Origin of the sequence: Perspicuibacillus lycopersici (assembly GCF_025660475.1) — a bacterium.
GTDB lineage: Bacteria > Bacillota > Bacilli > Bacillales > Caldibacillaceae > Perspicuibacillus > Perspicuibacillus lycopersici.
In genome coordinates this window covers 416,291-436,306 of record NZ_JAOUSF010000003.1, presented here as the reverse complement: position 1 = coordinate 436,306, position 20,016 = coordinate 416,291, and the positions used below count along the sequence as shown (strand labels likewise).

Below are 20,016 nucleotides of genomic sequence, written 5' to 3'. Positions count from 1 at the left end.
AAAAAGAAAATTTGGTCATTTAACCAAATTTTCTAGTTGAATTATGCGTTTAGAGCATTCACTTTTTTAGATAAACGTGATTTATGACGTGCAGCAGCGTTTTTATGGATTAAACCTTTAGTAGCCGCTTTATCTAATTTGCGAACAGCAAAAGTTAAAGCTTCTTTTGCAGCATTAGCATCATTGTTTGCAACAGCAACCTCTACTTTTTTAATTGCAGTACGCATTGCTGATTTTGCAGATGTGTTACGTACATTGTTAAGTTCACTTGTTTTAATACGTTTGATAGCTGATTTAATATTAGCCAAATCTCTTCACCTCCTAGTGACATGCGAGATTTATAAAAACTCGACTTCAATTTCAACAATAAGAACAAATGATATTCTATCAAAGGATAGACAATAATGCAATAGTATGCATAGAAAAACGTACCATTTCGAATGAAACATTGAAATTAAGGCTATATTAATTTTAGCAAAACATTTTAATAAATGCTATTGATTTATAAAATATGCGATTAACATAATTTAGCACTTATCAATAAGGAGAGGGTTGTGAAGGATGGAGAATGATTTAAGTTTATATTCTGTTCGAACAGATTTGGCAATTGAAGCGAAGGATATGGTAGCGGAACAACAAGAAAAAGAAGATCAGTCCCTTTCCCAAATTAAGGGAGTAATTGTGAAGGAGCGTACCGAACAAGGGGTAAAAATAACGGAAGTGGAAATCTCCCCAGAGGGTGCCAAGACGATTGGAAAAAAACCGGGTAATTATTTGACATTAGAAAGCCAAGCAATTCGGCTACAGAATGAGGAATTAGAAAAAGTAACGGAACAAATTTTTGCTAAGGAATTCCATCATTTCTTAAAAAATTTACAGATACCAAAGGATGCTAGCTGCTTAATTGTAGGGTTAGGAAACTGGAATGTTACACCAGATGCACTTGGGCCGATTGTATGTGAAAATGTGCTTGTAACTAGACATCTGTTTGAGCTCCAACCTGAAACAGTCGCTCAAGGATACCGTCCAGTTAGTGCTCTAGCCCCTGGAGTTATGGGGATTACAGGAATAGAAACGAGCGATATTATTTTAGGTGTTGTGAAGAAGACGAACCCCGATTTTGTAATCGTTATTGATGCATTAGCTTCTCGTTCCATTGAAAGGGTCAATGCAACGATTCAAATATCGGATACGGGAATACATCCTGGCTCTGGGGTTGGTAATAAACGTAAAGAATTAAGTCAAAATACGCTCGGAATCCCGGTTCTAGCAATTGGTGTTCCTACAGTTGTCGATGCTGTATCTATTACTAGTGATACGATAGATTATATTTTAAAGCATTTTGGTAGAGAGTTGAAAGAGGGAGATCGACCATCCCGTGCCCTAGCACCAGCAGGTTTAACCTTTGGGGAGAAAAAGGTGCTTACCGATGATGATCTACCGAGTGAAGAGCATCGGAAGAGCTTTTTAGGTATTGTTGGTACATTGGAGGATGAAGAAAAACGTTCCTTAATACGGGAAGTACTTGCACCACTCGGTCATAATTTAATGGTAACACCAAAAGAAGTCGATGTATTTATCGAACGAATGGCAAATATTATTGCGGAAGGTTTAAATGCTGCCCTTCACGATGCAGTAAATCAGGAAAATGCTGGCTTTACAACTCATTAAACACTAGTATTAATTCTACTAAATTGTTCTACTTCAAAATAAAAAGCATATTCTAGTAATAAATCTAGCAAAATGAACGTTGGCTAAAGGTTATAAAGAAGGTGAGATTATGTTTCGATTTTTACTAAAAACATTAATAGTAGCAGGAATACTGTTTTTCGGAATCATTATAGGCTTCCAAGAAGCAAATCATGGACTGCTAAAAATGAAGGGATATGCGGACGAAAATTTCACAGGAGCCTTCACGGTGGAAGAAGCAGCGAATGGCGAGTACGAAGCGACTATTTTAGGTGAAACAGTTACTAGCCATGATCTTGAAGGGAAAAAGAAAATATTAGAAGAGATGAATAACTACAATTTCTTTACAGACATAGCAAAAAAAGTATCCAATCTCATCTCCAACTTTGTAACCAACCTATTTCCTTCATGAATTTATTTTTTCCGTACCTTGTCGTACGGATATTTTTTTTATAAAAAGCGGGCAGTTGATAAATAGTAAAAGTGATGCTAGGTAGATTTAATAACGAATTCTTGTCATGTTAACAACGTGTGGAAGTTCGCTCTTGTCAATCCGTTAAGGTAAAAATAAATTGGCAACCAGAGCGTATTTAGTGTGCAGGCAAAAAAAAAAGCAATTATCGATTCGAAAACAGCTTAAACGAAAATGATTTTCATTGAATATACAAAAGTCTATTGTTATAATCAAAGCTAGTGATTTGTCTTTGTCTACAGGAGTGAACGGAATGAATAGAGAAGAAAAAATAAAACGTCAATCAAAAATCCGTAATTTTTCCATTATCGCCCATATTGATCATGGAAAATCGACTTTGGCCGACCGGATTTTAGAAAAAACACAAGCGCTAACTGCCAGAGAAATGAAAGATCAATTGCTAGATTCAATGGATCTTGAACGGGAACGTGGAATTACCATTAAATTAAATGCAGTTCAGCTATCTTATAAAGCGAAAAACGGTGAAGAGTATATATTACATCTAATAGATACTCCTGGACATGTTGACTTTACATATGAAGTATCGCGAAGTTTAGCTGCCTGTGAAGGGGCAATCCTTGTCGTTGATGCTGCCCAAGGAATTGAAGCACAAACACTTGCTAATGTTTATTTAGCACTTGACAATGATTTAGAAATTATCCCGGTTATTAATAAAATTGATTTGCCAAGTGCTGATCCTGAGCGTGTTCGTCAAGAAATTGAGGATGTTATTGGCTTAGATGCTTCAGAAGCAGTTTTAGCCTCTGCAAAGGCAGGCATTGGTATTGAAGACATATTAGAGCAAATTGTCGAGAAGGTTCCACCGCCACCAGGAGATGTAGATGCCCCATTACAAGCATTAATATTTGACTCATTATATGATCCATATAAAGGTGTTATTGCTTATATTCGAGTAGTCAACGGATCTGTAAAAGTTGGTGATACGGTTCGAATGATGGCAACTGGTAAGGAGTTCGAAGTAACTGAACTTGGCGTTTATTCACCGAAACCAATTAAAAAAGATGAGCTAATCGTTGGGGATGTAGGTTATTTAACTGCATCGATTAAAAATGTCGGTGATACAAGAGTAGGGGATACAATCACAAGTGCAAGTAACCCTGCCAGTGAACCACTACCAGGTTACCGAAAGCTAAACCCGATGGTATACTGCGGACTTTATCCAATTGATACTGCTAAATACAATGATCTTCGAGAAGCATTAGAAAAATTACAATTAAATGATTCAGCCCTGCAATTCGAACCAGAAACATCACAAGCACTAGGCTTTGGTTTCCGTTGTGGATTTTTAGGCTTACTCCATATGGAAATTATTCAGGAGCGGATAGAAAGGGAATTTAAAATTGATTTAATTACTACTGCTCCGAGTGTTATCTATCATGTGTATTTAACAGATGGCGAATCCATCCAAGTGGATAATCCTTCGAACATGCCAGACCCACAAAAGATTGATCGTGTCGAGGAGCCATTTGTAAAAGCGTCAATTATGGTTCCAAATGATTTTGTTGGAGCTATAATGGAGCTATGCCAAAACAAACGCGGTAATTTCATTGACATGCAATATTTAGACCAATCACGTGTCACAATTACTTATGAAATTCCATTATCCGAGATTGTTTATGATTTCTTTGATCAATTGAAATCAAGCACGAAGGGCTATGCTTCCTTTGATTACGAGCTAATTGGCTATCGTCCGTCTAAATTAGTGAAAATGGATATTTTATTAAACGCCGAAACGGTAGATGCACTTAGCTTCATTGTTCACCGTGATTCAGCATATGATCGCGGAAAAGTAATTGTCGATAAGCTGAAAGAAATCATCCCACGTCAGCAATTTGAAGTACCGATTCAAGCAGCTATTGGAACAAAAATAGTTGCACGTTCAACAATTAAAGCAATGCGAAAAAATGTATTAGCGAAATGCTATGGTGGAGATATTTCCCGGAAGCGTAAATTATTAGAGAAGCAAAAAGAAGGTAAAAAACGAATGAAGCAAGTAGGATCTGTTGAAATTCCGCAAGAGGCCTTTATGGCAGTTTTAAAAATTGATGAGAATAAATAACGTATTGTTTTCCTGCTGAGATTCCTTTTTTATAGAGTAAACAAAAAGAATGGAGGTTAGAAATGGGGTTGTGAAAGACTCCCTATTGACTAGCCTCCTTTCTATATACATGGTTGTAAAGGTTGTGAAATACATGGTTCAAGCAGTTTATATTCATATTCCATTTTGTACGCATATTTGTCACTATTGTGATTTTAATAAAGTATTTTTAAAAGGTCAGCCCGTCGAGCTTTATTTAGAAGCGTTGGATAAAGAAATGCAGACTACCTTGGAGAAAATTCCCGCAAAAGAATTATCAACAATCTTTATTGGCGGCGGAACCCCTACAGCGTTATCTGAAACGCAATTGCAATTATTAATGAAATCCATTCATAACAATTTCCAAATTACCCCAAATATTGAATTTTCGATTGAAGCAAATCCTGGTGATTTGACTATGGAAAAGCTGGAAATATTAAAGGAGTACGGTGTTAATCGATTAAGCTTAGGCGTTCAAACCTTTAACAATCAATTACTGGAGGCAATTGGCCGTAGTCATCGAGCGGATGATGTATATGCAACGATAGAAAATGCGAAAAAATGCGGTTTTACTAATATTAGTGTCGACTTAATGTATGGGCTTCCTGGACAAACAATCCAGGATGTAGAGCATTCCTTAAAGGAAGTATTTGCACTTGATATTCAGCATAGCTCTGCATATTCCTTAATAGTAGAACCAAAGACTGTCTTTTATAATTTGATGAATAAAGGAAAGCTCTCACTTCCAGGGGAAGATACGGAAGCAATGATGTATGAACTGGTGATGAGTGAGATGGAAAAACACGGATTCAACCAATACGAAATTAGCAATTATGCTTTACCAGGATATGAAAGCAGACATAATCTCGTATATTGGAACAATGATCCATATTACGGTTTTGGTGCTGGCGCACATGGCTATTTACAATCTAGTCGGCAAGCAAACATCGGACCTGTAAATAAATATATTCAAACTGTTCAGGCTGGAAATCTTCCGATACGTGAGCAAATATCTGTTAGCAAAAAAGAACAAATGGAAGAAGAAATGTTTTTAGGCTTACGTAAAACAAATGGTGTTTCCATCTCTGTTTTTATAGAAAAATTTTCGGAAAATCCACTTGAAAAATATGCACAGCAAATCGAGGAACTTACGAACAAGCAATTACTGATGGTTTCTAACGGTAGCATCCAATTAACGAAAAAGGGCAGGATGCTTGGAAATGAAGTATTTCAGCAATTTTTAGGTTAATGGGAATTATATGGAAATAAAGAAAGACTGGGTAGATTTATTGACATATAAAGGTTGATTTGATAATTTATATATAGATTTAGCACTCGCATGCTAGGAGTGCTAAAAGGAGTGATAGTAATGTTAACAGATCGTCAGTTGTTAATATTGCAAGTCGTCATTGATGATTTTATTCGCTCTGCACACCCTATCGGTTCACGGAGCTTGGCAAAAAAGGAGAAGATCTCTTTAAGTTCTGCAACGATCCGTAATGAAATGGCTGATTTAGAGGAATTAGGTTTTATCGAAAAAACCCATACATCCTCAGGAAGAGTTCCGTCAGAGAAGGGGTACAGGTTTTATGTCGATCATTTAATCTCCCCTGAGAAAATTGCATTACAAGAGTTGCAAAAAATCAAGTCCATATTTAATGAAAAAATCTATGAGCTTGAAAAAATCATTCAAAACTCTGCAAGTGTTTTGTCTGAGCTTACGAAGTATACCGCAGTTGTACTTGGGCCAACTGTGAAGGAGAATAAATTAAGTAAATTTCAAATCCTTCCATTGAATGAGGAAACGGCGGTTGCAATCATTGTGACTAACACAGGTCATATTGAACATAAGCTCTTTTCCTTGCCAAAATCAATTAACAAATCCGATCTTGAAAAAACGGTCAACATTCTAAATCATAGATTGGTTGGAAATCCGTTAGTAAATTTACAAGAAAAGCTTTTTAAAGAAGTAGCAATCCTTTTTAAGGAGCATATCGATAATTATGACTTTATGATTCAATCGGTAGCAGATGTATTAAACATCCCACTCCACGAAAAGCTATATTACGGTGGAAAAATCAATATGTTAAAGCAACCGGAATTCCAGGATATCGAAAAGGTTCATGAAATCATGAATTTCCTTGAAGAGGAAAGTGGCTTCTATCATTTATTAAAAGAAACACCGTTCGGTATCAATGTGAAAATTGGTACAGAAAACAATCTAACGGTCATGGATAATTGCAGTTTAATTACTGCAACCTATAATATTGGCCAGGAACAAGTTGGTACTATCGCAATACTAGGACCGAAGCGAATGCATTATTCTCGCGTAATATCTATTATGAATTTACTTAGCAATGACTTATCTAACGCATTATCCAAGTTGTACTCACAATAATTGGTGAATGCTAAGGTGCAGCAAGTTCGATTAGATATTGCCGTTGATAAATTTATCTATTATTACTGTACAATTTAACAACGTAGTTTGGGTGAGCAGCAAAGCTTCCGCTCACCTGAAGCTAACGCGGACGATACTTTGCCTGCGAACATAGCTAATAAGTTAATTGTGCGAACTATCAATTTGATGGAAACTATCGGTTACCACAATTGATATTTTTTCAGGAGGTGACAATATGGAAAAAGAAAACGAAGTATTTCCAGAAGATAAAACTACAGAACAAGCACAAGAAACAACAGTTGCTGATGAACAGGAAGAAAACAAAGAAAATGTTGAAGTGATTTTTGATGAAGAAGCCATAGAAGCGGATGCTTCCGAAGCACCTTCCGTATCTGAATTACAAGAACGTATTAGTCAACTTGAAAAGGCTGTTGAAGAAAAAGATAATCGTCTACTTCGTTTACAGGCTGATTTCGATAATTACAGAAGACGAACACGTTCGGAAATAGAATCCAATGAAAAATATCGTTCACAAAGTCTAGCGCTCGGTATATTAACAGCGATTGATAACTTTGAACGTGCACTTCAAACCGAAGTCCAGGATGAAGAAGCAAAATCCTTGCTACAAGGGATGGAAATGATTTATCGGAATATTTTAGAAGCCTTGAAAAAAGAAGGAATTGAAGCATTAGAATCTGTTGGTCAGCCTTTTGATCCAGAATACCATCATGCGGTCATGCAAGATAGTAATGATCAATATGAGCCAAATACAGTTATTGAAGAATTCCAAAAAGGTTATAAACTAAAAGATCGAGTAATCAGACCTGCTATGGTTAAAGTAAATCAATAATAGACTATAGTACTACATATATAAACAGAATATTGGAGGTTATTACGAATGAGTAAAATCATAGGAATCGATTTAGGTACTACTAACTCTTGTGTTGCCGTATTAGAAGGTGGAGAACCACAAGTAATTCCAAATCCAGAGGGAAATCGTACAACACCATCTGTTGTTGCTTTTAAAAATGGCGAACGTCAAGTAGGGGAAATTGCAAAACGTCAAGCAATTACTAACCCTAATACGATTATTTCTATTAAACGCCATATGGGTACTAATCATAAAGAAACAATTGAAGGAAAAGATTATACACCACAAGAAATTTCTGCAATCATTTTACAACATTTAAAATCATATGCAGAAAGTTATTTAGGTGAACCAGTAACAAAGGCTGTTATTACAGTTCCAGCTTACTTTAATGATTCTCAAAGACAAGCAACAAAAGATGCTGGCAGAATCGCAGGATTAGAAGTAGAACGGATTATTAATGAACCTACTGCAGCAGCACTTGCATATGGTTTGGATAAAACAGACGAAGAACAAACAATTCTAGTATTTGACCTTGGTGGTGGTACTTTTGACGTATCTATCCTAGAACTAGGCGATGGTGTATTCGAAGTACGTTCCACTGCAGGTGATAATAAACTTGGTGGAGACGATTTTGACCAAGCGATTATTGACTATTTAGTAGAGCAATTTAAAAAAGAAAATGGTATCGACTTATCACAAGATAAAATGGCATTACAACGTCTAAAAGACGCTGCTGAAAAAGCGAAAAAAGAATTATCAGGTGTATCTAGTACACAAGTTTCCTTACCATTTATTACAGCAGGAGCAGCTGGCCCACTTCATTTAGATGTAACATTAACTCGTGCGAAATTTGAAGAAATTACATCTGATTTAGTAGAAAGAACAATGGGTCCTACTCGTCAAGCATTAAAAGATGCTGGTTTAACTGCTAATGAAATTGATAAAGTTATTTTAGTAGGTGGTTCTACTCGTATCCCTGCGGTACAAGAAGCAATTCGTAAAGAAATTGGGAAAGAACCACATAAAGGTGTAAACCCAGATGAAGTAGTTGCGATGGGTGCTGCTATTCAAGGTGGCGTAATTACAGGTGATGTAAAAGACGTTGTATTACTTGACGTAACACCACTTTCTCTTGGTATTGAGACAATGGGTGGCGTGTTTACAAAGCTAATTGAAAGAAACACAACCATTCCTACTTCCAAATCACAAGTATTCTCTACTGCTGCAGATAATCAAACAGCAGTTGATATCCATGTACTTCAAGGGGAACGCCCAATGGCTGCTAATAATAAAACGCTTGGCCGTTTCCAATTATCTGATATTCCACCAGCACCACGTGGAGTACCACAAATTGAAGTGAAATTTGATATCGACAAAAACGGTATTGTTAATGTAAGTGCAAAAGATTTAGGAACAGGTAAAGAGCAAAACATTACCATTAAATCTTCCACAGGTCTTTCAGACGATGAAATTGATCGTATGGTGAAAGAAGCAGAACAAAATGCTGAAGAAGATAAAAAACGTAAAGAAGAAGTTGAATTGCGCAACGAAGCTGACCAATTAGTGTTTACAACAGAAAAAACACTAAAAGAAGTTGAAGGCAAAGTAGATGCAGCTGAAGTGAAAAAAGCAGAAGATGCAAAAGATGAATTGAAGGCTGCAATTGAAAAGAATGATTTAGATGAAATTCGTACGAAAAAAGATGCTTTATCAGAAATAATTCAAAATATCTCTGTGAAATTATATGAGCAAGCAGCACAAGCAGGTGCAGCTCAAGGTGGAGCAGCAGGTGATCAATCAGCACCAAAAGACGATAATGTTGTAGATGCTGATTTTGAAGAAGTTAATGATGATAAATAAAAAATAGTCGAATTTGTTAGCCAAAAGCTAAGCAATTCACTATACTTTATAAGTCAAAGTCAGGTTCGCTTGGCTTTGACTTTTTGTGTATTAAGGGAATAGGATTAGTTATTGCACACAGGAAAGAATTAGTGATAGAATTAACTCTATGTGAAAAGATTCGGGAGTGAAAGTATGAGTAAACGTGATTATTATGAAATCCTCGGTGTTGAGAAAGGTGCCTCGAAGGATGAGATTAAAAGAGCATATCGTAAGCTCTCAAAAAAATACCATCCAGATATTAATAAAGAACCAGGTGCAGATGAAAAATTCAAGGAAATTGCTGAAGCCTATGAAGTATTAAGTGACGACAACAAACGTGCCCAATACGATCAGTTTGGTCATACCGATCCAAACCAAGGATTCGGAGGGTTTGGTGGAGGATTTAGTGATTTTGGAGAAGGTGGATTCGGAGGATTTGAAGATATTTTAAATAGCTTCTTTGGAGGCGGAAGCACCCGGAGAAGAAATCCGAATGCCCCTCGACAAGGAGCTGATCTTCAATATACTATGACACTAGAATTTCAAGAAGCTGTTTTTGGTAAAGAAACAGATATTGAAATTCCACGCGAGGAAGATTGTGGAACTTGTCACGGTAGTGGAGCTAAGCCTGGAACAAAACCGGAAGAATGCCCATATTGTCATGGAACGGGACAAATTACGGCAGAGCAAAACACTGCCTTTGGTAGAATTGTTAATCGCAGAGCTTGTCATCATTGTCAAGGAACTGGAAAAATTATTAAAGATAAATGTACGACCTGTGGCGGAACGGGTAAGGTGAAAAAACGTAAAAAAATCCATGTTCGGATTCCAGCAGGAATTGATGATGGTCAACAATTGCGTATCGCTGGTCAAGGGGAACCTGGTATAAATGGTGGACCAGCTGGTGATCTGTATGTTGTCTTTTACGTAAAACCGCATGAATTTTTCCAACGTGATGGAGAGGATATTTATTGTGATATGCCGATTACCTTTGTACAGGCTGCGTTAGGCGACGAGATTGAAGTACCTACTTTGCATGGAAAAGTGAAATTGAAAATTCCTGCAGGTACACAATCCAATACGAAATTCCGGCTCCGTGGAAAAGGTGTGAAACACCTGCGTGGAAATGGTATTGGTGACCAGCATGTAACGGTTAAAGTCGTTACACCTACGAAATTAACCGAGAAACAAAAGCAAATTTTACGTGAATTTGCGGAAATTAGTGGGCAAACACTTGAAGAGCAGGATGAAACATTTTTTGAAAAAGTAAAACGGGTTTTAAAAGGAGATTAACGGATCGGAGTTGTCACAAATGAAGTGGTCTGAAATTAGTATCCATACTACTAATGAAGCTGTAGAACCAATTTCAAATATTTTATATGAAGCGGGTGCAAGTGGAGTTGTTATTGAAGACTCCTTTGAATTGTTAAAGGAAAGAGAAAATCGATTTGGTGAAATTTTTCAACTAGACCCAGATGATTTTCCAGAAGAAGGCGTAATTATTAAAGCATATTTACCGATTAATAGTTTTTTGGGTGAAACGGTAGAAGAAATTAAAGATGCGATCAATAATTTAATTCTATTTAATATTGATATTGGGTTAAATAAAGTCACAATAAGTGAAGTAAATGAAGAAGAATGGGCCACTGCATGGAAAAAATATTATAATCCAGTGAAAATCTCAAAAAAATTTACAATCGTACCAACATGGGAAAATTACCAGCCTGTGCAAAGCGATGAATTGATTATCGAGCTAGATCCAGGAATGGCGTTTGGAACTGGAACACATCCTACCACTGTCATGAGTATTCAAGCATTAGAATCGACTGTAAAACCTGGGGATACTATTATCGATGTTGGAACCGGATCTGGTGTGCTAAGTATTGCGGCAGCTCTATTACAAGCGGAAAATGTAATTGCATTAGATTTAGATGAGGTAGCGGTTCATTCAGCTCGTGTAAATATTAAACTAAATAAAGTACAGCAAACCGTGTCTGTTATGCAAAACAATTTATTAGATGGTATCCAGGTGGAAGCAGATGTCATTGTTGCAAATTTACTGGCGGAAATTATTATTCGTTTCCCTGAGCAAGCATATGCATTGCTAAAAGAAAAAGGATATTTCATTACATCTGGAATCATTAATCAAAAGCGTAAGGATGTAGAGGATGCCCTTATTTCTGCAGGTTTTACCATTATTGAAACATTAGTAATGGAAGATTGGGTAACGATGGTTGCGCAAAAAATATAGATACAACCTTGGACTAGAGGTGTCATAATGCAACGGTATTTTTTAGAAAATAATATCCAAACAGATGCTCAAATTCAAATAATTGGGGAAGATTATCACCATATTGTTCGAGTCATGAGAATGACAGTAGGAGATATGATCACCGTTGTATTTCCAAATGGTAAGGTGGCTATCTGTGAAATTAGTGATATTCTTTCCGAATCTGTTTTAGTCGATATAAAATCTTGGGAAACGGTTGAGCATGAGTTACCCATTCATGTAACGATTGCAAGCGGCTTGCTTAAGGGGGATAAATTAGATATAGTTATCCAAAAGGGAACCGAGCTAGGTGCAAGTCAGTTTCTACCGTTTGCCTCCGATCGTTCGATTGTGAAATTAGATGAAAAAAAGAGTGGCAAAAAGCTGGAACGTTGGCGGAAAATTGCGAAAGAAGCTGCCGAGCAGTCAGAGAGAAATCGGATACCAACGGTTGAAATTCCTTCTTCCTTTCAAGATTTAATTAACATGAGTAAAACATATACAACAAAAATCGTTGCATATGAAGAAAGTGCACGAGAAAACGAAACAAGCCAATTTAGTCAAACATTGCAACAACTGAATACAGGTGATTCACTATTTATAATATTTGGTCCTGAAGGTGGTTTAACCCCGTCAGAAGTTAATCAGCTGCAAGAAAATGATTTTATAATTTGTGGTTTAGGTCCGCGCATATTGCGGGCGGAAACGGCTCCTATGTATTGTTTATCAGCGATTTCTTTTTATTATGAATTACAGAGGTGAATAAAATAAATGTCATCAGTTGCTTTTTATACGTTAGGTTGTAAAGTGAATCATTACGAAACAGAGGCTATTTGGCAATTATTTAAAGAAAATGGCTATGAACGAGTCGACTTTGAAAAGAATGCAGATGTTTATGTAATTAATACTTGTACTGTAACGAACACTGGTGATAAGAAAAGCCGTCAAGTTATCCGTCGTGCCGTTCGACAAAATCCGGATGGTGTGATTTGTGTAACGGGCTGCTATGCCCAAACATCACCTGCTGAAATATTGGCAATTCCGGGAGTAGATATTGTCGTCGGGACACAGGACCGAGTGAAGATGCTTGACTATATCGCTAAATATCGCGAAGAACGAAAGCCCATCAATGCTGTACATAATATCATGAAAAATCGTGTGTATGAAGAAATGGATGTTCCGTATTTCACGGATCGTCATCGTGCGTCATTAAAGATTCAGGAAGGCTGTAACAATTTCTGTACATTTTGTATTATTCCTTGGGCACGAGGGTTAATGCGTTCACGAAATCCAGAGGAAGTTATCCGTCAAGCACAACAATTAGTTGATGCCGGCTATAAGGAAATTGTTTTAACAGGAATTCATACAGGAGGCTATGGCCAAGATTTAAAAGATTATAATTTAGCCATGCTCCTTAAGGACTTAGAACATAAAGTAACAGGACTGAAGCGTTTAAGAATTTCATCCATTGAAGCAAGTCAACTAACAGATGAAGTGATTGAAGTTATTAATCAATCAAACATTATTGTTCGGCATATGCATATTCCTCTACAATCAGGTTCAGATACCGTGTTAAAGCGAATGAGACGGAAATATACAATGGCTGAATATGAAGAAAGATTACTCAAATTGAAGAAAGCATTACCAGGACTTGCGATTACATCTGATGTCATTGTTGGTTTTCCAGGAGAAACAGAGGAAGAATTTATGGAAACCTACAATTTTATCGAAAAACATAAATATGCAGAGCTGCATGTTTTTCCTTATTCGAAACGAACTGGTACACCAGCAGCAAGAATGGAAGATCAAGTAGACGAAGATGTAAAAAATGAGCGAGTTCATCGGTTAATCTCGCTATCCGATCAATTAGCAAAGGAATATGCTTCCCAATTTGAGCATGAGGTGCTTGAAGTTATTCCAGAGAACTTTTATAACGAAGATCCTGCTAGCGGGTTATTTGAAGGTTATACTGATAATTACTTAAAAGTTGTTTTTCCGGCTACAGAGGATATGGTGGGTAAAATTGTTCGTGTGAAAATTACGAAATCTGGTTATCCGTATAATGAAGGACAATTTGTGCGTGTAATGGACGAACTCGATGGTGATAATAAGGAAAAATTAGTAATTTAAATAGAGGGGCGAATCTCGCTCCTTTTTTACCGTACAAATCTACGGAGAATGATTGGTTAATAAAGGAGAAGAAACGAAATGGAAATTGCAAAATATATTGATCATACTTTATTAAAAGCAGATGCAACAAAAGATCAAATTAAACAGCTTTGTTTAGAGGCCAGTGAGTACCACTTTGCATCTGTTTGTGTCAATCCTACATGGGTTTCCTATGCAAATGAATTATTAAAAGACACGGATGTAGCTGTTTGTACAGTAATTGGTTTCCCATTAGGTGCTAATACCTCAGAGGTAAAAGCATTTGAAGCAGACAATGCAATTAAAAATGGCGCAAATGAAATTGATATGGTTATTAATATAGGTGCACTAAAAGGCGGAGATCATGAGCTCGTAAAAAATGATATCGCAAGTGTAGTAAATGCTGCAAATGGGAGAGCATTAGTGAAGGTTATCATTGAAACAAGCTTGTTAACAGATGAGGAAAAGGTAGTGGCGAGTAAACTATCAGTTGAAGCTGGAGCAAATTTTGTCAAAACATCTACTGGTTTCTCTACAGGTGGTGCAACACCTGAGGACGTTAAGCTAATGCGCGATACGGTTGGCCCAAATATTGGAGTGAAGGCATCTGGTGGTGTTCGAAGTGCTAGTGATGCTAAGGCAGTAATAGATGCAGGAGCTAGCCGGATCGGCGCAAGCTCAGGTGTTAAAATTGTCCAAGGCTTAACTGCTGATTCTGATTATTAATTTACAGAAATACAATGTAGAGATCGTCTAATTATATGGGCGGTCTCTTTTTTTGAAATCTTAGGATTCCTTTGATTGTAAGGATAAACGGCAAAGTGAGTGGGAAAACAGTTCGAAATCCGTTTGATAGAGGGTATCAAAAGGAAAGCGAGTAGGAAAACGGTACGAAATCCGATTGATGGAGAGTATCAAAAGGAAAGTGAGCAAGATATCGGAGAGAAATCCGTTTGATAGAGGATATCAAAAGGAAAGTGAGCGGGAAAACGGTACGAAATCCGTTTGATAGAGGATATCAAAAGGAAAGTGAGTGGGAAAACAGTTCGAAATCCGATTGATGGAGGGTATCAAAAGGAAAGTGAGCGGGAAAACGGTACGAAATCCGTTTGATAGAGGATATCAAAAGGAAAGCGAGTAGGAAAACGGTACGAAATCCGTTTGATAAAGGATACCAAAAGGAAAGTGAGCGGGAAAACGGTACGAAATCCGTTTGATAGAGGATATCAAAAGGAAAGTGAGCGGGAAAACGGTACGAAATTCGTTTGATAGAGGGTATCAAAAGGAAAGCGAGTAGGAAAACGGTACGAAATCCGATTGATGGAGGGTATCAAAAGGAAAGTGAGCAAGATATCGGAGAGAAATCCGTTTGATAGAGGATATCAAAAGGAAAGCGAGTAGGAAAACGGTACGAAATCCTTTTGATAGAGGATATCAAAAGGAAAGTGAGCAAGATATCGGAGAGAAATCCTTTAGATGCAAAGTACCAACAGGAAATTGAGCAAGAAACCTAAATGAAATCCGATTGATAAAGTAAAAATGCAAAAATTTCCCTCCATATCTTTATGATCCCGTTTTTCCCAGAAACAGAAAAATATGAAGAGAACATTTTTAAGATCCCCCATGTATTTTTTCAATAAATCGAGCAAATTGCTTTGCAAACGGTAGAATGAGTAAGGATACCACGACATTAAACAATACACTAGCATGTGCAATCTGTTGATCTGGAAGCGAGGCGAGCTGCTGGATTAAGTGTGCAAATGGCTGAATAAATGGTAAAAACAATACGACGCCAATTATATTCAGCCAAATATGGGCATAAGCAGATAGCTTTGCTTCCTTCCCACCACCAATACTCGCAACATAAGTATCCACACATGTACCAATATTTGCTCCAAGCATAATCGCAATAGCTGCAGGAAGGGTCAATATATGTCCTTCCATAAATCCCATTGTAATTCCGGTCATAGCAGTACTTGATTGAATAATGGCTGTTAATATACAACCGAAGAGAACAGCAATCGACATCGATTCATTCATTTGTAAAAAGATTGGTCCAAGATAAGGGTTGTCCGATAAAGGCTGGGCAAGCTTCTCAAATCCCAGCATTGCTAAAAATATTGCTCCTAACCCGTAAAAAAATAGGCCGGTGCTCCGAATTTTTTTATATGGAAATACGATAAATACACTTCCGATAATTATTAAGGGAAGTATAAATTGATCTGGTCCATAGGCTAAAAATTCAATCGTAGCAGTTGTTCCAATATTTGTTCCAAGAATAATTCCGATTGATTGAGAAAAAGTTAATAAACGAGCGGCTATAAGTCCAATCGTTATAATCATAACAGCAGAGCTGCTCTGTAAAATCATCGTAATAAAAATGCCGAATAGCATACCTTTAAGTGGTGTGGATGTAAATTTAAGAAGCCAGTCTTTCATTTTTTCTCCAGCAACATTGACAAGACCAGTTCTCATAACCGTCATTCCAGCAATAAATAATACGATATAAATAATAAATAAAAAAAATGAAAGCATGTCCTCACCTCAATCCATTCATATGATAAAATAAAATAAAAATGACCGAATAAATATTTTCCTAACACTAGTTGACCCAAAGGGGTAGTATATATTATAATTTTGTAGGTACATGGTTTTTCTCCATGTTTGGTGTAAGGGTTTTGTTCGGAGGGAGGGAAAGATATGTCAAAAACAGTCGTTCGTAAAAATGAATCCCTTGATGATGCATTGCGTCGTTTCAAACGTCAAGTATCAAAAACGGGTACTCTACAAGAAGTAAGAAAACGCGAATTTTACGAAAAACCAAGCGTTAGACGTAAGAAAAAGTCTGAAGCTGCTAGAAAACGGAAATGGTAAGAGAGGGTGTAGTGATGAGTCTTCTCGAACGTTTAAATGAAGATATGAAATCGGCGATGAAGAGTAAAGAGAAAGAAAAACTTTCTGTTATTCGGATGATTAAAGCTTCATTGCAGAACGAAGCAATCAAGCTTGGTAGAGAATTATCTGAAGATGAAGAGTTGACTGTTCTATCGCGCGAAGTAAAGCAAAGAAAAGATTCCCTCCAAGAATTCGAAAATGCAGGTCGAAGTGACTTGGTTGAAAAAATCAAAACAGAACTTACTTACGTCAATGAATATTTGCCAAAACAACTATCTGAAGATGAATTAATAAAAATTATTCAACAGGCAATTGAAGAAGTAGGAGCTTCTTCAAAAGCTGATATGGGTAAAGTAATGGCAGGCGTTATGCCAAAAGTAAAAGGAAAAGCAGATGGCTCACTCGTAAACAAATTAGTCTTACAAGAGTTGTCCTAACTCTTTCCATATACTTGAATAGGAAAAAGGAGCTGACCTCGGTCGGCTCCTTTTTCTATGGCTGTTTTCTTAAGGATTGTAATCATTTCATGAAGTAGGTTTATTTAATGTAACGCTGTGCAGACTGAATACACGAAGACTCCAACGGGAAAGCGAGATAGCCGTGAACCACAGGAGCTCTAGCGAAGCGGAGGTTGACTGCTTGCCCATACGGCTAAGCGGAGTATATTCAGTCTGCGGTCTTTTTAGAAAAAGCAATAATATATACGGAAACTGTCTTTTCTATATAGAAAAAAATCTTGTATATAATTGAAACTTTTGTACTACATATTCGTATATGTATTTAGCGGTAATTCCTTGGCGAAAGGAGGGGGAAAATGATCAAACGTTGGATAAAAATAATGCTGCTTGCACTCGTTGTTTCATTAAGCTTCTTCCCTATCGAGAAAGCAAGTGGTAATAATGATATAGTCTATTTTGCAGATATTAATAGTGAAGTAACAAAGGGATTGTATGAATATATCGGAAGAGCAATTTCTGTTGCTGAGGAAGAAGGGGCTAGTGCAATTGTTTTTGAGATTGACACACCAGGAGGCGCAGTAGATGCAGCTGGCGATATTTCGAAGCTGTTATCGGAAACAGATTTGAAAACCATTGCCTTCATTAATCCGGATGCTATTTCAGCAGGCTCCTATATTGCATTGTCAATGGATGAAATATATATGGTACCTTCTGGACGAATGGGGGCTGCTGCAGTCATTACCCAGGACGGTAATGCCGCTGATAAGAAAGCACAATCCTATTGGCTAGCAGCAATGAAAACTGCTGCCGAAAAGAATAATCGTGATCCAATCTATGCAATGGCAATGGCTGATGAATCAATAGATTTACCAGAAGTAGGTTCTCCTAAAGGGAAATTATTAACATTAACTGCTTCTCAGGCGGTTGAAGTTGGGTATGCTGAAGGAATTGTTCAAAATCAAGCCGATTTATTACAGAAATTAGGCTATGCAGATGCAGAAGTAAGGCATGTCGAAAAAGCGTGGTCGGAAAAAATTGCCGAATTTCTAACGAATTCTTATATTGTTCCGATTTTATTATCATTAGGAAGCTTAGGGCTCATTGTTGAATTGTATTCACCAGGCTTTGGTATCCCTGGGTTTATGGGTATTAGCTCATTACTATTATTCTTCTATGGGCATTTTATTGCAGGTTTAGCAGGTTTTGAATCGATTATCTTATTTACTTTAGGTATAATATTAATTGTAGTAGAGTTATTTCTTCCAGGAGGTATTCTTGGATTCTTAGGCTTAGGTAGTATCATATTATCGATTTTACTAGCCGGTGAAAACATGGTCCAAATGGGAATCAATTTATTAATTGCAATTGCGATTGCAGTTATTGCGATGGTGATACTAATGAAAGTATTTAAGAAGAAGATTAGGGTGTTTAATAAGATTATATTAAAAGACTCGACTAATACGGAGCAAGGCTATATTTCGAACAAAACTAGAACAGATCTTTTAAATAAAACTGGAATCTCCTTAACGCCATTGCGTCCAGCAGGAACCATTATGATTGATGGAGAACGAGTGGATGCAGTTACAGAAGGAAGCTTTGTGAATAGTGGTGTAAAAGTTTCTGTTGTAAAAGTAGAAGGAGTTCGAGTCGTCGTTCGAGAAGTATAGGAACATTCGTAATAGAAAATAGTACAAAAAATAAATAGTGTTCAATTATTTTAGGCTGTTTTCTTCATTAGGAAGACCAGTAAATACTGGCCAAATGGTTAAAAATAGCCTAATGTAAAATAAAGATAATAAACAGGAGGTAATAAAATGGGTATTGATGCAACTACTCTTTTTGGAATAATTATAGTAGTAATTGCGATAATTCTTTTAGTAACATTATTCTCATTTATCCCAGTAATGCTCTGGATATCGGCATTAGCTGCTGGTGTTCGTATTAGTATTTTCACTTTAGTAGGGATGCGCTTACGGAGAGTTATTCCGGGGCGGATTGTAAATCCACTTATTAAAGCACATAAAGCAGGGTTAGATGTTGCCATTAATCAGTTGGAAAGTCATTATTTAGCAGGTGGTAATGTTGACCGTGTTGTAAATGCATTAATTGCAGCACAAAGAGCAAACATTGAGCTTACCTTTGAACGATGTGCGGCTATTGACTTAGCTGGTCGGGATGTTCTGGAGGCTGTTCAAATGAGTGTAAATCCTAAGGTAATTGAAACACCGTTTATTGCCGGTGTTGCCATGGATGGGATCGAGGTTAAAGCGAAAGCAAGAATTACTGTACGTGCCAACATTGACCGTCTAGTCGGTGGTGCTGGTGAAGAAACGATTATCGCACGTGTTGGTGAAGGGATTGTAAGTACAATCGGTTCATCTGAGAATCATAAAAAAGTATTAGAAAATCCTGATTTAATTTCACAAACGGTATTAAAGAAAGGTTTAGATGCTGGAACAGCATTTGAAATCTTATCCATTGATATTGCGGATGTTGATATCGGCAAAAATATTGGTGCCATCCTGCAAACAGACCAAGCAGAGGCAGATAAGAAAATTGCTCAAGCGAAGGCAGAAGAACGCCGTGCAATGGCGGTTGCTTCTGAACAGGAAATGGTAGCGAAGGTTCAAGAAATGAGAGCGAAAGTTGTTGAATCTGAGGCTGAGGTACCATTAGCGATGGCAGAGGCATTACGTTCTGGAAATCTAGGGGTAATGGATTATATGAACTATCGAAACATCATGGCGGATACCGAGATGAGAAATTCCATTGGTAAAGCAACAGATCAAAACCAAGGGGAAGATCCTAACAACAAATAATGTGAAGGGAGGTTCACT

General features: G+C 37.1%; 18 protein-coding genes. 16 read left to right on the top strand and 2 right to left on the bottom strand.

Going from position 1 to position 20,016, the window contains the following annotated elements:
• Positions 1-41: 41 nt before the first annotated feature.
• Entirely contained in the window at positions 42-308 is a 267-nt protein-coding gene (gene rpsT, locus OEV98_RS10230; RefSeq protein WP_263073174.1) for a 30S ribosomal protein S20, read from the bottom strand.
• A 253-nt stretch (positions 309-561) separates the two neighbouring features.
• On the opposite strand from rpsT, the gene gpr reads away from it, so the two are divergent.
• The 12 genes from gpr to deoC all read left to right on the top strand — a co-directional run bounded on the left by gpr (position 562) and on the right by deoC (position 14,552).
• Positions 562-1,671 carry a GPR endopeptidase gene (gpr, locus tag OEV98_RS10225; protein WP_263073173.1) on the top strand — a complete coding sequence of 370 codons (1,110 nt, stop codon included), beginning with the start codon at positions 562-564 and terminating at the stop codon, positions 1,669-1,671.
• 109 nt (positions 1,672-1,780) lie between these two features.
• On the top strand, positions 1,781-2,101 hold the full coding sequence (locus tag OEV98_RS10220) for a YqxA family protein (protein ID WP_263073172.1): 321 nt from the start codon (positions 1,781-1,783) through the stop codon (positions 2,099-2,101).
• 313 nt (positions 2,102-2,414) lie between these two features.
• Entirely contained in the window at positions 2,415-4,241 is a 1,827-nt protein-coding gene (gene lepA, locus OEV98_RS10215; RefSeq protein ID WP_263073171.1) for a translation elongation factor 4, read from the top strand.
• A gap of 133 nt (positions 4,242-4,374) precedes the next feature.
• Positions 4,375-5,508 carry a radical SAM family heme chaperone HemW gene (gene hemW, locus OEV98_RS10210; RefSeq protein ID WP_263073568.1) on the top strand — a complete coding sequence of 378 codons (1,134 nt, stop codon included), beginning with the start codon at positions 4,375-4,377 and terminating at the stop codon, positions 5,506-5,508.
• A 120-nt stretch (positions 5,509-5,628) separates the two neighbouring features.
• Positions 5,629-6,657 carry a heat-inducible transcriptional repressor HrcA gene (gene hrcA / locus OEV98_RS10205; RefSeq protein WP_263073170.1) on the top strand — a complete coding sequence of 343 codons (1,029 nt, stop codon included), beginning with the start codon at positions 5,629-5,631 and terminating at the stop codon, positions 6,655-6,657.
• 235 nt (positions 6,658-6,892) lie between these two features.
• On the top strand, positions 6,893-7,507 hold the full coding sequence (gene grpE / locus OEV98_RS10200) for a nucleotide exchange factor GrpE (protein WP_263073169.1): 615 nt from the start codon (positions 6,893-6,895) through the stop codon (positions 7,505-7,507).
• Between the two features lie 48 nt (positions 7,508-7,555).
• Positions 7,556-9,388, top strand: a complete 1,833-nt coding sequence (gene dnaK, locus OEV98_RS10195) for a molecular chaperone DnaK (RefSeq protein WP_263073168.1) — start codon at positions 7,556-7,558, stop codon at positions 9,386-9,388.
• Positions 9,389-9,562: 174 nt separating this feature from the next.
• Positions 9,563-10,702, top strand: a complete 1,140-nt coding sequence (dnaJ, locus tag OEV98_RS10190; RefSeq protein ID WP_263073167.1) for a molecular chaperone DnaJ — start codon at positions 9,563-9,565, stop codon at positions 10,700-10,702.
• A gap of 19 nt (positions 10,703-10,721) precedes the next feature.
• Positions 10,722-11,660 (top strand): 50S ribosomal protein L11 methyltransferase, encoded by a 939-nt coding sequence (gene prmA / locus OEV98_RS10185; RefSeq protein WP_263073166.1) that lies wholly within the window; start codon positions 10,722-10,724, stop codon positions 11,658-11,660.
• Positions 11,661-11,687: 27 nt separating this feature from the next.
• Positions 11,688-12,440 (top strand): 16S rRNA (uracil(1498)-N(3))-methyltransferase, encoded by a 753-nt coding sequence (locus OEV98_RS10180; RefSeq protein ID WP_263073165.1) that lies wholly within the window; start codon positions 11,688-11,690, stop codon positions 12,438-12,440.
• A gap of 9 nt (positions 12,441-12,449) precedes the next feature.
• A complete protein-coding gene (gene mtaB / locus OEV98_RS10175) occupies positions 12,450-13,808 on the top strand; it encodes a tRNA (N(6)-L-threonylcarbamoyladenosine(37)-C(2))-methylthiotransferase MtaB (RefSeq protein ID WP_263073164.1) in 1,359 nt (452 codons plus the stop codon).
• Between the two features lie 78 nt (positions 13,809-13,886).
• Entirely contained in the window at positions 13,887-14,552 is a 666-nt protein-coding gene (gene deoC, locus OEV98_RS10170) for a deoxyribose-phosphate aldolase (RefSeq protein ID WP_263073163.1), read from the top strand.
• Between the two features lie 885 nt (positions 14,553-15,437).
• Here the strand turns inward: deoC and OEV98_RS10165 are convergent.
• Positions 15,438-16,361, bottom strand: a complete 924-nt coding sequence (locus OEV98_RS10165) for a Na/Pi symporter (RefSeq protein WP_263073162.1) — start codon at positions 16,359-16,361, stop codon at positions 15,438-15,440.
• A gap of 165 nt (positions 16,362-16,526) precedes the next feature.
• Between OEV98_RS10165 and rpsU the strand changes: the two genes are divergently transcribed.
• The 4 genes from rpsU (at position 16,527) to floA (ending at position 19,998) form a co-directional block, all read left to right on the top strand.
• Positions 16,527-16,700, top strand: a complete 174-nt coding sequence (gene rpsU / locus OEV98_RS10160) for a 30S ribosomal protein S21 (RefSeq protein ID WP_033828375.1) — start codon at positions 16,527-16,529, stop codon at positions 16,698-16,700.
• Between the two features lie 14 nt (positions 16,701-16,714).
• Complete coding sequence (locus OEV98_RS10155; RefSeq protein WP_263073161.1) at positions 16,715-17,158, top strand: GatB/YqeY domain-containing protein; 444 nt, start codon at positions 16,715-16,717, stop codon at positions 17,156-17,158.
• 377 nt (positions 17,159-17,535) lie between these two features.
• A complete protein-coding gene (locus OEV98_RS10150) occupies positions 17,536-18,846 on the top strand; it encodes an NfeD family protein (protein ID WP_263073160.1) in 1,311 nt (436 codons plus the stop codon).
• 147 nt (positions 18,847-18,993) lie between these two features.
• Complete coding sequence (gene floA / locus OEV98_RS10145) at positions 18,994-19,998, top strand: flotillin-like protein FloA (RefSeq protein ID WP_407676505.1); 1,005 nt, start codon at positions 18,994-18,996, stop codon at positions 19,996-19,998.
• Positions 19,999-20,016: the final 18 nt, after the last annotated feature.